The organism is Dyadobacter chenwenxiniae, assembly GCF_022869785.1.
Classification (GTDB): Bacteria; Bacteroidota; Bacteroidia; order Cytophagales; family Spirosomataceae; genus Dyadobacter; species Dyadobacter chenwenxiniae.
The window spans coordinates 6,205,001-6,218,822 of record NZ_CP094997.1 but is presented as its reverse complement, the minus strand read 5'-3'; the positions used below and the strand labels follow the sequence as shown (position 1 = coordinate 6,218,822).

13 protein-coding genes, 2 rRNA genes and 2 pseudogenes (1 of these 17 only partly in view) are annotated in these 13,822 nt (G+C 43.5%); 10 read left to right on the top strand and 7 right to left on the bottom strand.

Annotated elements, in window-relative coordinates:
- Window positions 1-18 precede the first annotated feature (18 nt).
- Together MUK70_RS26695 and cysM are read left to right on the top strand one after the other, a co-directional pair.
- Window positions 19-1,227 (top strand): alpha/beta hydrolase family protein, encoded by a 1,209-nt coding sequence (locus MUK70_RS26695; protein ID WP_234656779.1) that lies wholly within the window; start codon window positions 19-21, stop codon window positions 1,225-1,227.
- Window positions 1,228-1,233: 6 nt separating this feature from the next.
- Window positions 1,234-2,106 (top strand): cysteine synthase CysM, encoded by an 873-nt coding sequence (cysM, locus tag MUK70_RS26690; RefSeq protein WP_234656778.1) that lies wholly within the window; start codon window positions 1,234-1,236, stop codon window positions 2,104-2,106.
- A gap of 57 nt (window positions 2,107-2,163) precedes the next feature.
- On the opposite strand, the gene MUK70_RS26685 is transcribed toward cysM, so the two are convergent.
- Window positions 2,164-2,583 (bottom strand): cytochrome B, encoded by a 420-nt coding sequence (locus MUK70_RS26685; protein WP_234608344.1) that lies wholly within the window; start codon window positions 2,581-2,583, stop codon window positions 2,164-2,166.
- A gap of 104 nt (window positions 2,584-2,687) precedes the next feature.
- Here MUK70_RS26685 and MUK70_RS26680 point away from each other — a divergent pair, with 104 nt between their 5' ends.
- From MUK70_RS26680 to MUK70_RS26670, 3 genes are all read left to right on the top strand, one after another.
- Window positions 2,688-2,990 carry a DUF4286 family protein gene (locus MUK70_RS26680; RefSeq protein WP_234656777.1) on the top strand — a complete coding sequence of 101 codons (303 nt, stop codon included), beginning with the start codon at window positions 2,688-2,690 and terminating at the stop codon, window positions 2,988-2,990.
- Window positions 2,991-3,217: 227 nt separating this feature from the next.
- Entirely contained in the window at window positions 3,218-3,595 is a 378-nt protein-coding gene (locus tag MUK70_RS26675) for an HPF/RaiA family ribosome-associated protein (protein ID WP_234656776.1), read from the top strand.
- 153 nt (window positions 3,596-3,748) lie between these two features.
- The gene (locus tag MUK70_RS26670; RefSeq protein ID WP_234608341.1) at window positions 3,749-4,162 is read left to right on the top strand and encodes a MaoC family dehydratase; all 414 of its coding nucleotides are present in this window, start codon (window positions 3,749-3,751) and stop codon (window positions 4,160-4,162) included.
- A gap of 57 nt (window positions 4,163-4,219) precedes the next feature.
- Here the strand turns inward: MUK70_RS26670 and MUK70_RS26665 are convergent, their stop codons facing one another.
- Window positions 4,220-4,399 carry a BF3379 family histone-like protein gene (locus MUK70_RS26665; RefSeq protein WP_234608340.1) on the bottom strand — a complete coding sequence of 60 codons (180 nt, stop codon included), beginning with the start codon at window positions 4,397-4,399 and terminating at the stop codon, window positions 4,220-4,222.
- 257 nt (window positions 4,400-4,656) lie between these two features.
- Window positions 4,657-5,929 (bottom strand): annotated as a pseudogene (locus MUK70_RS26660) (aminotransferase class I/II-fold pyridoxal phosphate-dependent enzyme).
- Window positions 5,930-6,118: 189 nt separating this feature from the next.
- Between MUK70_RS26660 and MUK70_RS26655 the strand changes: the two are divergent.
- From MUK70_RS26655 to MUK70_RS26640, 4 genes are all read left to right on the top strand, one after another.
- Entirely contained in the window at window positions 6,119-7,624 is a 1,506-nt protein-coding gene (locus MUK70_RS26655; protein WP_234656775.1) for an acetyl-CoA carboxylase biotin carboxylase subunit, read from the top strand.
- 192 nt (window positions 7,625-7,816) lie between these two features.
- Window positions 7,817-8,866: a tRNA preQ1(34) S-adenosylmethionine ribosyltransferase-isomerase QueA gene (gene queA, locus MUK70_RS26650; protein WP_234608337.1), complete on the top strand. Its 1,050-nt coding sequence runs from the start codon at window positions 7,817-7,819 to the stop codon at window positions 8,864-8,866.
- An 84-nt stretch (window positions 8,867-8,950) separates the two neighbouring features.
- On the top strand, window positions 8,951-9,625 hold the full coding sequence (locus MUK70_RS26645; RefSeq protein WP_234608452.1) for a 2-C-methyl-D-erythritol 4-phosphate cytidylyltransferase: 675 nt from the start codon (window positions 8,951-8,953) through the stop codon (window positions 9,623-9,625).
- Between the two features lie 33 nt (window positions 9,626-9,658).
- Window positions 9,659-10,735, top strand: a complete 1,077-nt coding sequence (locus MUK70_RS26640) for a winged helix DNA-binding domain-containing protein (protein ID WP_234656774.1) — start codon at window positions 9,659-9,661, stop codon at window positions 10,733-10,735.
- Here MUK70_RS26640 and MUK70_RS26635 read toward each other — a convergent pair.
- Entirely contained in the window at window positions 10,732-11,865 is a 1,134-nt protein-coding gene (locus tag MUK70_RS26635; protein WP_234656773.1) for an acyltransferase family protein, read from the bottom strand. The genes MUK70_RS26640 and MUK70_RS26635 overlap by 4 nt on opposite strands.
- A 523-nt stretch (window positions 11,866-12,388) precedes the next feature.
- Here MUK70_RS26635 and MUK70_RS30900 point away from each other — a divergent pair.
- Window positions 12,389-12,514, top strand: coding sequence for a hypothetical protein (locus MUK70_RS30900; protein WP_255716677.1), 126 nt, complete (start codon window positions 12,389-12,391; stop codon window positions 12,512-12,514).
- Window positions 12,515-13,010: 496 nt separating this feature from the next.
- Here MUK70_RS30900 and MUK70_RS31305 read toward each other — a convergent pair.
- From MUK70_RS31305 to MUK70_RS26625, 3 genes and pseudogenes are all read right to left on the bottom strand, one after another.
- Window positions 13,011-13,211: pseudogene (locus MUK70_RS31305) on the bottom strand (ISAon1 family transposase N-terminal region protein); the annotation flags it as partial.
- A 340-nt stretch (window positions 13,212-13,551) separates the two neighbouring features.
- Window positions 13,552-13,663 (bottom strand): 5S ribosomal RNA (gene rrf, locus MUK70_RS26630).
- A gap of 139 nt (window positions 13,664-13,802) precedes the next feature.
- Window positions 13,803-13,822 (bottom strand): 23S ribosomal RNA (locus MUK70_RS26625) (it continues 2,802 nt past the right edge of the window).

Genomic DNA, 13,822 nt, shown 5'->3' with positions numbered 1-13,822 from the left:
ACCTGTTTTTATAAGATTATGCAAAATTTTACGATCGTAGTGTTTCAAAAAAGACTATCCTTCCTGCTTGTCTGGACTTTGCTCTTGCTTTATTCCTGCAAGGATGACAAGCCACTACCCATTGACCCGCCGGTTGAGAATGAATATCTCGAGGAAAGCAGTGTCATTACTGAGCTGACCCAACAGCAGGTTGCGCAAAAAGCAACCGCGTTAAACCCAATTTTAGCAGGGTATGTAAAAAACGGCATTAAAGTTTACAAAATCACTTATAAGACCAAGAATACGGACGGAACGGACATCATGGCATCCGGCGCATTAATTTTGCCGTCGACGCCTAATCCTGTTTCCATGATCAGTGTACAGCATGGCACAATCCGCGATGATTCCTCTGCGCCTTCCAACTTCCAGGATGGTTCCGAAGGTGCCTCGTTCGGTTCATTGTTTGGCTCAATGGGCTATATTATCGCATATCCGGACTACATTGGTTATGGTGCTTCAAAAGATCTTCCGCATCCATACGAGCACAGGGCAAGCCTGGCTTCTGCTTCGCTGGATATGCTGCGAGCCTCAAAGGAATTTCTGAAAGGCCGGACTGACGTAAAGTGGGATGAGAAATTGTACATTGCAGGTTATAGCGAAGGCGGTTATGCGACCATGTCTTTGCATAAAATGATTGAAGACGAAGCTGCCGGTGAGTTTAATTTGCGGGCTTCCAGCTGTGGAGCAGGCGCTTACGATAAAACAGCGTTCATGAAACACGTTATTAATACAAAAACACAGGGCGTTGCCTCCTATAACGCACTTTATCTTTGGGTGCTGTTGACCTATGACCGCATTTACAAATTAAACCGTCCGGCTTCCTATTATTTCAAAGAACCTTATGCAGCGGGAATCACGCAGTCCGGGATTACAACGCCTATTAATGTTAGCTTTGATTCCATTCTGAACGAAAGTTTCAAGAAAGATCTGAATGATGGAAAAGATGCCGACTTTGTTGCAGCCATTGCAGACAATGATGTCTACAACTGGAAACCGAAAGTTCCTGTGCAGTTATATCACGGTGACGCGGACCAGCTGGTGTTTTATTTCAATTCAGAAAAGGCGTATACGACAATGAAAGCTTTGGGTGCAAATGTTCAGCTGATACCGGTTCCGGATGGCACCCATAGCAGTTCTATCACGTCCTATCTGATTGGAACATTAGCATTTTTTACCTCTACAAAATAACATTACATGTTCTCACTTCTTGATCTGGTTGGAAATACGCCCCTCGTTGAATTAAAAAAAATCAATCCCAATCCAGACGTAAAAATTTTTGGAAAGCTTGAAGGCAACAATCCGGGTGGAAGCGTGAAGGACCGCGCTGCATTCAGTATGATTAAAGGTGCTATGGACCGCGGCGAAGTAACGTCAGGAACAAAGCTGATTGAAGCCACAAGTGGAAATACAGGCATTGCGCTGGCCATGATCGCACGCTTATTTAACCTCGAAATCGAGCTGATAATGCCCCAAAGCTCAACAAAGGAGCGCGTTTTAACAATGGAAGCTTACGGTGCCAAAGTGGTGCTCTCGGAAACAATGGAAAGCGCACGGGACATTGCGGAGGAAAAGGCAGCAGCAGGCGGTTATTTTATGCTAAATCAATTTGCAAACGCAGATAACTGGAAAGCACATTACAACACAACCGGCCCGGAAATTTATAAGGATACCGACCGGGCAATCACGCATTTTGTTTCATCAATGGGCACCACGGGCACCATTATGGGTGTCTCGCGCTATTTGAAAGAGCAAAATCCGGACATTCAGATCGTGGGCTGCCAGCCGACGGACGGATCGAGCATTCCGGGCATCAGGAAATGGCCTACTGAATATCTTCCCAAAATATTTGAAAGAAACCGCGTTGACCGGGTAATGGAAGTTACGCAAGACGATGCGGTGTTTATGACCAGGAAACTAGCGCGGGAAGAAGCTGTTTTCGCGGGAATGAGTAGTGGTGGTGCTACTTGGGCAGCCGTAGAGCTTGCAAAAGAATTAAAGGAAGGTGTAATCGTCTGCATTATCTGCGACCGTGGCGACCGCTATTTGTCCAGCGATTTGTTTGGGTGATAGGGAGGAGAAAGACTTACCAAGTCTTGAAGACTTGGTAAGTCTTGACGACCCGAATCAGAACCAGCCCGAGCCGAGGTTTCGGAAAGGCCAGGGAATCGCAACGAGAATGATGATCAGGCCCATGGCATAAAAGTAAAGCACCGTTCTGTGCTTGGCGGGGCCAGTCAGTTTCTTCGACCTTATTCTCCCTACCGTTATCAGCACAATGGCGATCAGCATCATAAATATGTGTTCGATCGAATAGAAACGGAAAACCTTTTCGCTGATCAGATCAAAATTCACTTTCGCGCTCATGGTGTAAAGGATCAGTCCGAGCAGCAATTGCGTATGTGTGGCAATGAATGCGAACAGATATATTTTGCTGTCGCCCTGAGCACCTTTTTGCCAATTGGAGTAAGCAGTAAATATTGCAGCAATCAAAAGTGCCAACACTATATAACGGAGGCCTGAATGGGCACGTATAAGCGCGTTCATATAAAATCAGTTTATGGTGAATACGTAAAAGTATGCAAATGTAACGCTCAACCGGGCATTATGCTTGATATTTGCACAACAAAAAGTCCTAAATTTTAAATATCATGATCATATTTAACATTACTGTCAATATCAGCTACGCCGCAGAAAAAGAGTGGCTGCATTACATGAAGACAGTTCATATCCCCGAAATCCTGGCAACAAAATTGCCCCTGGAATGCAAGCTGCTACGCTTACTCACTGAGATCGAAAACGAAGGGTCCACTTATACATCGCAGTTTTCGTTCCGGACTATGGAGGATTTTTTAGCGTACCAGACGCACTTTCAGGCAGATTTGCAGGAGCGGCATCACACTCTTTTTAGTGGTCAATATGTATCTTTCCGGACACTTCTGGAAGAAGCTTAACGAATTATATCTACATAGTTGAGATAAAATAAATATATCCAAAAACAACCCGGTTTGCTTGACATTACCCTATTATTTCCCTTTATTTAATATACCGTTAAGATCAAAAATGGTGTTCGGGGAAAGTTCTGAGATTGGGCTGAATTGATCTGAAATGTATGGGCGATCCCGGCATACATGTTGACAGAACGGTTTTAAAATATGTTTTACCTTAAAACAAAGTGCTTATGAGACTGCAAATGCAAGCAATTCATTTTGACGCCGATCCTAAGTTGTTGAGCTTTATTCAACAAAAGTTAGATAAACTTGATACGTTTTATGACCGTATTACTAGTGGAGAGGTGTTTTTGAAATTGGATAAAAGTGACAATGCCAAGTTACAGACTAAACTTCTTGAAGTTAAGCTTTATGTTCCGGGAGGAACCATGTTTGTGAGAGAGCAGGGGACGACGTTCGAGGAAGCAACTGATTTAGCTATTGATACATTGAAAATGCAGGTCATAAAGTTTAAAGACAAACGTAACAATGCCAGGGCACCGAAAATTATCGAAGGTGTAGCATTAGAAGATGGCGTTACGGTTATAGCGGAGGAAACAGAAGAGTAAACAAAATATATAAATCAGCAAAAGAAGTCGCCCCGCTCCGGGACGGCTTCTTTTGCTTTATAGCTGACCCGCCGGCTTCTAACCGGCCGGACCGTTTGCAACAATCGGATAATTGACCGAATTTTAGGCTTTTCTTACCGTAATAAAGATTGTATGAATATTGAACCTGTTGTTGATAGTAGTTTTGAACAGCCATTCCGGTTAACCCAGGAGGAAGTTCAGCGCTTTGCAGACCTGACCGGCGATAACAACCCTATCCACCTTGACGCTGAATATGCCGCGACGACCTCATTCAAAAAGCCAATCATTCACGGCATGCTGGGCGCCACCATTTTTACGAAAGTATTGGGAACACAATTCCCCGGGTTTGGGTCCATTTATCTAAAACAAACATTGGAATTCCTTCGTCCCATGTTCGTCGAAACCGATTACAAGGCGGTTTTTACTATCAAAACCATTAACCCGGAAAAGCACATTGCTGAGATTTCAACTGAGATCGTGGATGTATCGACGAAAAAAGTTGTAACACGTGGCGTGGCTACGATGATCAATACAGAAAAGTTTTAACAACAAAAGCCCGGACACACACGGCCCGGGCTTCACATAATAATTATTTGCCTCTGATTATTCTGCGGTGTTCTTTTTGTTTTGAACCTCGGCACGGATATCCTGAGCCAACGTTTTAAGGTCTTGCATACCTTTACGAACGCGTGTTCCAGCAGCCTGGTTACCTTTTTCATAGAACTTATCGAAATCGCCCTCAAGCGAAAGGATCAAATCTTTAACTTCATCAAATCTTGCCATGTCTGTGTTTGTTTTTTAGTTTTTAAAAATGCCTTTTACACGCTAAAAACGCATGTTTTGACCGAAATTTAGTAATTAAAAGCATTCCCGCAACCCAAAAAACAAAAAAAAACACTTCTAAAATACAATTAATCAATTGCAATTGTATAAGTAGTTATAAATCAATGTATTAGTTATTATTAAATTTTCAAAATAAAATCAAAAAAAAGAGGGCTTTTTAGAAAAAAGCCCTCAAAAAAGCAAATAATGCGTATTTCTTATTCTACAACCTCCTGCACGTCTTCAATCTGATAAACTCTGTTCTTCAACTTATCTGCCAAAGTTGTGAACGCATTCAAAGTATATTCCACATCCTCCAATGTATGTGCAGCCGTAGGGATAATGCGCAGCATGATCTGTCCCTTGGGAACAACGGGATACACAACGATCGAACAGAAGACACCCATATTCTCGCGCAAATCACGAACCATCCGTGTTACTTCGGGAACTCCGCCTTCGCTATGCAGGAAAACAGGCGTAACCGGCGATTCAGTTTCGCCGATATTGAAACCCCTTCCTCTAAGTCCGTCTTGCATGGCTTTCACATTCTCCCAAAGCTTCGCACGCAGCTCAGGCATTGTTTTGATCATTTCCAGACGCTTGCGGCAGCCCTCAACGTATGGCATAGGAAGTGCCTTGGCGTAAGTTTGTGAGCGCATATTGTATTTGAGGAACATGATAATTTCCGGATCGTCCGAAGCGATAAACGCTCCGATGGCGGCCATTGATTTTGCAAAAGTAGAGAAGTAAAGGTCAACCTCTTTTTGCACGCCCAGAAGCTCCCCTACTCCGGCACCCGTTTCACCCATTGTGCCGAAGCCATGAGCATCGTCCACAAGCAGACGGAAATCATATTTTTTCTTTAACTCAACAATGGCCTTCAAATCGCCTACTTTCCCGGACATTCCAAAAACGCCTTCGGTAATGACCAGGACGCCACCACCTTTTTCATTGGCCAGCTTTGTTGCGCGGATCAGGTTTTTTTCAAGGCTCACCATATCATTATGGTTAAACTTGTAGTACTCCCCTAATTTCGCCTTGTGCAACCGGATTCCATCGATAAGGCAAGCGTGTGATTCAGCATCGTAAACAATCACGTCCCGGTGGTCGCAAATACATTCGATTGCCGACATGACGCCTTGATAGCCGTAGTTCAGAAGGAATGCGTCTTTCTTGCCAACAAACTCAGCGAGTTCTTTTTCAAAAGTCTCATGAAGCGTTGAATTTCCCCGACATCATTCTCGCACCCATTGGGTAGGCAAGCCCCCATTTCGCAGTTGCATCGGTATCAGCTTGTCTAATTTCCGGATGATTGGCTAATCCCAAATAGTTGTTCAGGCTCCAATTCAACACCTCACGCCCCATAAATCTCATGCGCGGACCCAACTCTCCTTCCAACATGGGAAAAGAAAAATAGTGGTGACTGTTCAGCATTTTGGCCGGTGTCCCGATAGGACCAGAGTTGTTGCGCAATTTCTCGAAAATATCCACTCGCTGTTATTTTATGTGGGTAACCAATTAATACAAAAATGTTAGATAAATGCAAAAATTAAAAAAATTTGCGCTTACTTTAATACTATATCGACATTAGGATAAAGTGTAAGTTAGCAAAATAATAAAAATGCTACTTTGCACCCGTCCCTTGTTTTCACAGCTTACCACCAAAATTCTGACCAATCCATGCGCTCTATAAAAAAAATCCTGGTTGCAAATCGCGGGGAAATTGCCTTGCGGATCATGCGGACGGCCCGGGAAATGAACATTGCGACGGTTGCCGTTTTTAGTGAAGCCGATAGGAAATCGCCACATGTGCGTTACGCGGATGAAGCCGTATGCATTGGGCCCGCGCCATCTTCAGAGTCGTATTTGAGAGGTGATAAAATTATTCAGGTTTGTAAAGATCTGAATGTCGATGCGATACATCCAGGTTATGGCTTTTTGTCCGAAAATGCCGGGTTTGCCAAAATGGTGCAGGAAGCAGGCCTTATTTTCATCGGACCTTCGCCGGAGGCGATTGAGATTATGGGCAGTAAGCTGGCTGCAAAACAAGCTGCAGGCCAGTATAACATTCCAATGGTTCCTGGCACAGAAACGGCTATAACCGACCGCACCGAGGCCAAAACACGGGCCATGGAGATTGGTTATCCCATCCTGATCAAAGCATCTGCGGGTGGCGGCGGCAAAGGCATGCGGGTTGTAAATAACGAAACCGATTTTGACGAACAAATGGACAGGGCTGTTAGTGAGGCACAAACATCTTTCGGCGATGGGTCGGTGTTCATCGAAAAATACATTACTTCTCCCAAGCACATTGAAATTCAGGTTCTTGGCGATCAGCATGGCAACATTATCCATTTATTTGAGCGCGAATGTTCTATTCAGCGCCGCCACCAGAAAGTGATCGAAGAAGCGCCGTCTATTTCTATTTCTAATGAAATCAGGGTGGAAATGGGTCGTTGCGCTATTGATGTGGCGAGATCTTGCGGATACTATGGAGCCGGAACGGTCGAATTTATCCTGGATGAACAAGGAAATTTCTATTTTTTAGAAATGAACACGCGCCTCCAAGTAGAACATCCCGTAACAGAACAGATTACAGGAGTTGATTTGGTGAAACAAATGATCTTCATAGCAGAAGGAAAGCCGCTGACATTAAAACAAACCGATTTGAGCATCAAGGGGCATGCGATTGAAGTGCGGGTTTATGCCGAAGACGCTGCCAATCATTTCCTTCCTGACGTTGGAACATTGCATACATATGTAAAACCAGCCGGCAATGGCGTAAGAGTGGATGACGGTTTTGAGCTCGGTATGGAAATCCCCATCTATTATGACCCCATGATCGCAAAGTTGATCACTTATGGTGCCGACCGCAACGAAACGATCCAGAAAATGATCCGCGCCATTGATGAATACCAGATATCGGGCGTGCAAACCACATTGCCTTTTTGCAAGTTTGTGATGAAACACCCTGTGTTCGTCTCGGGAAATTTTGACACCAATTTTGTCTCAAATCATTTTCAGCCTGGAATGCTGGTTGGAGAAATTCGAGAAGACGCATCGAAACTAGCAGCTATTATTACAGCTCAGTTAATGCAGAAAGCGGATTCGGGAGCTGAAAAGTCAGCTGGTTTGGAAAACAAAAAAGCGCCTGGCTGGAAGCGGCGCAGCCTGCGTAATCTTTAAGGACCCAGCCTCTTGTATTTTACCGGGAAATTGCCTACTTTTGCGGTCTTAATTTTTGGAATGTTGGATTGCATAAAAATTACAGAATTTGGAACAACTATGCAAGTAATCCAGTCCTCAACAATTCTTTCATAAGAAGTACACGATTGCCTTATTGGCTCACGACTAAAGAAATTCACAGAATATTCAGCTATGAAGCTATCCGAATTTAAGTTTGATCTTCCCCAAAGTTTAATTGCACTTCATCCCTCAGACCGCGGCGAATCCCGCTTAATGGTTGTACACCGTAAAACAGGAGAAATTGAACATAAAACCTTTGCTAACCTTATCAACTATTTTGATGACGGCGACGTAATGGCCATTAATGATACAAAAGTATTTCCAGCCCGTCTATTCGGACAAAAAGAAAAAACAGGCGCAAAAATTGAAGTTTTCCTTTTGCGCGAACTGAACCGTGAAATGCGCCTTTGGGACGTTTTGGTTGATCCGGCCCGTAAGATCCGTGTTGGCAACAAACTTTATTTCGGAGACAGCGACCTGGTTGCTGAGGTGATCGACAATACGACTTCCCGTGGGCGTACGATCCGTTTTTTGTATGACGGCGATAATGACGCTTTCATGAAACTGGTTGACGAGTTGGGTGAAACGCCGCTTCCTCCGGAAATTATTTCCAGACGTAAAGTTGAGACTTCGGACAGGGAGCGTTTTCAAACCATTTTTGCTGAACACGTTGGTGCAGTTGCGGCTCCAACGGCTGGAATGCACTTTACGAAGGCGATTATGAAGCGTTTGGAAATCAAAGGTGTTAACTTTGCTCCGGTAACATTGCACGTTGGGCTTGGAACATTCCGGACCGTGGATGTTGAAGATCTGACAAAACACAAAACAGATTCCGAAAACTACCGGATCACACAAAGCAGTGCTGACATTGTAAATGCAGCCATAGATAACAAAAAACGCATTTGTGCAGTTGGAACGACGTCTTTGAAAGCTGTCGAATCTTCCGTTTCCGCAAGCGGACATCTCAAAGCTGTGGAAGGCTGGACAGACAAATTCGTTTTCCCACCTTACGATTTTAAAATTGCCAATGCACTATTATCAAACTTCCAGCTTCCCGAATCGATTCTATTGATGTCGGCTTGTGCATTTGGTGGTTTTGACTTAGTGATGAAGGCTTACGAGCTTGCAATCAAGGAAAAATATAAGTTTTTCACATACGGCGACGCGATGTTGATAATTTAAGTTTAAATAAAAATTTCAAGATGGTCATTTATGGTCAAGGATATGATTTCCTGATACATAATTGACCATTTTTTTATGACTGCTATGCAAGAATACGCTATAATCGTTGCGGGAGGAAGCGGTAATCGCATGAAGAGCGAGGTCCCGAAACAGTTTTTGAAAATAAATGGTCTCCCGATCCTGATGCACACCATCAATGCTTTCAGGAACTACTCTGAATCGTTAAAGATCGTTTTAGTGCTTCCCAATAGCCAGATAAACTATTGGAAGCAGCTTTGTGCAGATCATTTGTTTTCCATCACATATACATTAGTTGCTGGTGGCGATTCCCGCTTCGCCTCGGTTAAAAACGGATTGAAGAGCATTCAGGGAAATGATGGACTTGCTGCAGTGCATGATGGCGTAAGGCCGGTGATCAGCAAGGAAATAATTGCCGCAAGTTTTGCAAAAGCCGCTGACCAGGGCAGCGCCGTAACGAGTGTTCCGCTAAAAGATTCTATCAGGAAAGTGGAAGCAAACGGCGAAAACGCCGCCATGAACAGGAGCGCCTTCCAATTAATCCAGACCCCGCAAACATTTCGCCTGGACTGGATGCAAAAAGCATTTGAAATGGGCTATAATGATCAGTTTACGGATTGTGCCAGCGTTTTGGAAGCAGCAGGTTATCCAATTCATTTGATATCCGGTTCCTACGAAAACATAAAGATCACTACGCCGGAAGACTTGCGGTGGGCCGAAATATATCTGCAAAAGAATTAATTTACAGCCATTATCCAGGAACCCATCATTAATATGACCACTGACGAAATCATATTACTGCGCCTTTACAATCAGCAGATCTCTCACAACCCTTCCCATTCACCGGAGGAAATTGTCGCCTGGATGGGTGCCATTCAGGCGCAGGATTATGTAGGTGCTAAATGGTCTTTGGGTTTGCGCCTGCCTAACGGAACAGAAGCGGATATTGATGAAGCTATCGCAAGAAAAGCAATCGTCAGGACGTGGCCAATGCGAGGAACATTACACTTTGTTGCTGCGGACGACGTTCGATGGATGCTGAAATTGCTTACGCCAAGGATTATTGCCGGATCGGCCGGCCGCAACCGTCAACTGGAATTGGATGATGCGACTTTTAACAAAAGTCATGATTTGCTTATTCGGGCAATGGAAGGCGGTAAGCAGCTCATGCGGAGTGACGTGTACGGCGTTTTAGAGAACGCTGGCATTCCAACGACAGGCCAGCGCGGCATACATATTATTAATCATCTTGCGCAGAAACAAGTGCTTTGTCTTGGCGTGCACAATGAAAAGCAGGCAACTTATGTATTGCTAGATGAATGGGTTCCCCATTCCAAAAATCCAGAAGGTAAGGAAGCTTTGGCAGCATTAGCATTGCGTTACTTCAACAGCCACGGCCCGGCGACGCTGAACGACTTTGTCTGGTGGTCAGGATTAAAGATTACTGATGCGCGCGAAGGGCTTAATTCGGTTACATCTCAGCTCGAAAGGATCGAATTCGAAAATAAAGCGTATTGGACAGGGCGAGAACATCCTGAATTTAACTCCCTATCATCCACTTTTCTACTGCCCGGTTTTGACGAGTATATGCTCGGTTATACGGATCGTTCACTGATTTTAGCTCCCCATTATGCATCCAAAATTGTCCCTGGTAACAACGGAATGTTTATGCCTACAATCCTTGTTGACGGAAAAGTGAAAGGCTTGTGGAAGCGCGTTATAAAAAAAGACACGATTTCGATTGAGATGCTGCCCTTCGAAAAAATTACGAAGGCTAGGATCAAATCCTTAGCGTCGGAGGCAAAGCGATATGGAAAATATCTTGGCAAGAGCGTATCGCTTCTTGACTAGACCTTCACAAATATCTTATTGCGGTAAAGAAAGTACAAGAAGAGCCAGACGATAACAAATCCGCCCAATGCGTTAAACACCTCATGCCATCTCTCCGGCGCATATTTGTAAAATCCTTCAAAAAGTAATTTGGAGGAAGCGTTGAAATCGATAAACCGTACAGCCAGGTAAATCACCAAGGAATTCATGCCTATAACCTGAAAAAAGAAAGCCCACTTTTTAAAGCCCTTCACGTCAATGACCCAGTAGAATGTGGCAAGCATTGTGAATGCCATTCCCGTTGTCAGCATAATAAATGAACTGGACCAAAGATGTTTGTTAATTGGAAAAACAAGATCCCAGAACAAGCCTGTAACGATTCCGATAAGTCCGCAAAGGAAAAGCTGTCTCAGTTTATTTCCCACAACCTGATTACGAAGCAAAATATCACCTGCAATTGTTCCGAATAATGTCAGACAAATAGCAGGAAATTGAGTTAGCAATGCTAGCTCATCATAAGTGCCTTGTTTCAGTTTACCGGGCATGAAATTTCTGTCAAACCAACCGACGAGGTTCCCTTCAAAGGAAAGGTCTCCCGCTCCGTAACCCGGAACCGGAATCGCGACGAGGCTCAGATAGTATAGTATTAATGTGGAGATCGCGATCCAAATCCTGCTCGTAAATGAAAAATTCATGTAAAGAATAGCTCCAATGAACGTTGCAAGTCCTATTCTTCCTAACACACTTCCGTAGCGTATTTGCGCAAGATCAAAGATATCAATGGGTGCATTTTTATCGAGTATACCCAATGCCACCAGGATCAGCATTCGTTTAAATGTTTTACTCAAAAGCGCTGATTTGGAAATGCCTCTGGCGAGCCCACCCGTTAAGCTAAACGAAAGAGATGTGCCAGCTAGGAAAAGAAAGAGCGGAAATATGAAATCATAAAATGTAAACCCATGCCATTCTGGATGCACGAACTGGGCGGAAATAGCATCAACCCAAGCAAACCCTGTTTTTCCTCCCAATAGATAAATAAACGAGCCGCCTCCTGAAATCATCAGCATATCAAAACCGCGTAGTGCATCCATAGAAGCAAGTCGTTTCACCTTGCTTTCATTCGTCACCAGATTGATTGAAGCAGTTTCCATATCTATGATTTGATCGTAAGCAAAAAGTATTAGCATGACATTATTTACCCAATTGTATATCCTTGGTCTTGAAAAGGCTTTGTACCTAAATGCTAATGTTACTGATAAAGGCCTGTACTTTCCTATCGACAAAATTTACTGAACAAAGGCAATTGATTATCGGCTTTTTGTATTATTTATAAAACGGCAAAACACAGGTTGGATAGGTGAACAACGCACAGCTTGTTTATACTCTCAAATTAAAAACGGCTGACTCAGATCACCGAAATCTATTGCACTATCTATCACTTTTACTAAAAAAATAATCATTCTGCGATAAATTAATCCTAATTAACTCCGGATCATATCTGAAACGGGTAATTATGAAATGACAATGCCATTAATGAAGTTGTTTGAGAATGTAGATTTGGTAAAACAGAATTTGGATTAAAGTCCATTAGCAATTGAGTGAGAAAAGCCAATTCCGGAAGAACCTTCGAATCGGCACTTTTTGAAGGCAGAACTACGCCAAATATAACTTTCAATGGTCACTAGAATACCGAAATTTTCGACTGCATCTTCGGCATCAGAGCTTGAATCAACGCGGATCGACATCGAAGACGGTGAGAGGAAGTTCGGCGATAAAGAATCTATGGCGAAAGCCTCTTGAACTAAACCAACTTTTTGAGGAAATGAAGAATTACTTGAAGCCAGATCACCGGACCTTAGCATCGGCGATCCTTTTCACTCCATTTGGATAGTCTGGTTAACCTATATATTTTTTCGATAGCATTCAAAAAGATTGAGCTCCAATCACGCGGCGAACCATCTCAGATCATATGCATTTTAAAGGCTTGGAAAGCGCTCAAAGACCAGTTGAGCGCCTCCTTCTTGATTACCACAAGTGTTCGGCTTTTGCAAAGTGTTACTAATAGCAGGAACTCTTTCGAGGTGTCACTGTCCAACAGATAGCTCCACTTCCTGAAGCCACTCTGACAATTACGAATTTTAACGTAATAGCTATCCTTGCCATTCACGCCTTAATAACGCCCAATACTACCAAACATCCTTAGGCCTCGTATCCACCAATTTTTTCCGCTTCGGCGATCCGAATTCGCGTAGCAGGCCCCTACTATTAACACCATAAAATCTTGCAACGTTAGGCACTACTCGGTCGGTATCAACTTATGCCTGCCCGACAGTCCGGTTTTAAAAGCGAAAAACTTACTGGTCATCCGTGTTCCACTAGCTACCTCTGTCCCGTCTCTGTAAACTGCTTTTCCAGTCTTGGTATTGAGCCATCTGCGGCGTTTAATGTGAAGGAAGACCTTATCGCCATGAATTGACAAATCCTGAACAGTAATTGTCGAAAAGAGGCTTTGGAGAGTAGGTCCTTTCTTTCCGGATCATTCTCGTCCGCATTTTTCTTATCGATATGCACGTGGAAGACTCAGGCCGGCCAGTCAGTGGAAATTAATTCAAATTTTCGAGGATGAACTCTGGTAATAGAGCTGAATGATAGGCAGGAAACTCTCCAAAACTAATGAGGTTTACTAAAAACACCAACCTATATAAATCCTATACGCTCCACAAGTTTTTGATTTAACCCGGCTTAACTTCTCTGCTCCGGATGGAAAAAGGTAAACACTGGTTAATGGGCACAAAAAAAGACCATCCTTTTGAGATGGTCTTTCGTATTTAATGGTATTGTGGCGACTACCTACTTTACCAGGTTTGATCCAAGTATCATCGGCGGTTCTGGGCTTAACTTCTCTGTTCGGGATGGGAAGAGGTGAACACCAGGCCAATAGTCACCAACAAGCTCTTTGAGTTAGAGTTCAGAGTTTAAGAGTTAAAAGTCTTATGAGTAATCTTACTCATGAACTTTGTACTCTTGCACTTTTTACTCTTTTCATGTCATATTGGAAGTAGAAGAGATCAAGATTGTTAAGATGTTAATGTGCAAGCTCTTGGGTAA

Excerpts from the sequence above, each read along its gene's own strand:
- MUK70_RS26695 (WP_234656779.1), top strand. The coding sequence starts at position 19 with ATGCAAAATTTTACGATCGTAGTGTTTCAAAAAAGACTATCCTTCCTG.
- cysM (WP_234656778.1), top strand. The coding sequence starts at position 1,234 with ATGTTCTCACTTCTTGATCTGGTTGGAAATACGCCCCTCGTTGAATTA.
- MUK70_RS26685 (WP_234608344.1), bottom strand. The coding sequence starts at position 2,583 with ATGAACGCGCTTATACGTGCCCATTCAGGCCTCCGTTATATAGTGTTG.
- MUK70_RS26680 (WP_234656777.1), top strand. The coding sequence starts at position 2,688 with ATGATCATATTTAACATTACTGTCAATATCAGCTACGCCGCAGAAAAA.
- MUK70_RS26675 (WP_234656776.1), top strand. The coding sequence starts at position 3,218 with ATGAGACTGCAAATGCAAGCAATTCATTTTGACGCCGATCCTAAGTTG.
- MUK70_RS26670 (WP_234608341.1), top strand. The coding sequence starts at position 3,749 with ATGAATATTGAACCTGTTGTTGATAGTAGTTTTGAACAGCCATTCCGG.
- MUK70_RS26665 (WP_234608340.1), bottom strand. The coding sequence starts at position 4,399 with ATGGCAAGATTTGATGAAGTTAAAGATTTGATCCTTTCGCTTGAGGGC.
- MUK70_RS26655 (WP_234656775.1), top strand. The coding sequence starts at position 6,119 with ATGCGCTCTATAAAAAAAATCCTGGTTGCAAATCGCGGGGAAATTGCC.
- queA (WP_234608337.1), top strand. The coding sequence starts at position 7,817 with ATGAAGCTATCCGAATTTAAGTTTGATCTTCCCCAAAGTTTAATTGCA.
- MUK70_RS26645 (WP_234608452.1), top strand. The coding sequence starts at position 8,951 with ATGCAAGAATACGCTATAATCGTTGCGGGAGGAAGCGGTAATCGCATG.
- MUK70_RS26640 (WP_234656774.1), top strand. The coding sequence starts at position 9,659 with ATGACCACTGACGAAATCATATTACTGCGCCTTTACAATCAGCAGATC.
- MUK70_RS26635 (WP_234656773.1), bottom strand. The coding sequence starts at position 11,865 with ATGGAAACTGCTTCAATCAATCTGGTGACGAATGAAAGCAAGGTGAAA.
- MUK70_RS30900 (WP_255716677.1), top strand. The coding sequence starts at position 12,389 with ATGGTCACTAGAATACCGAAATTTTCGACTGCATCTTCGGCATCAGAG.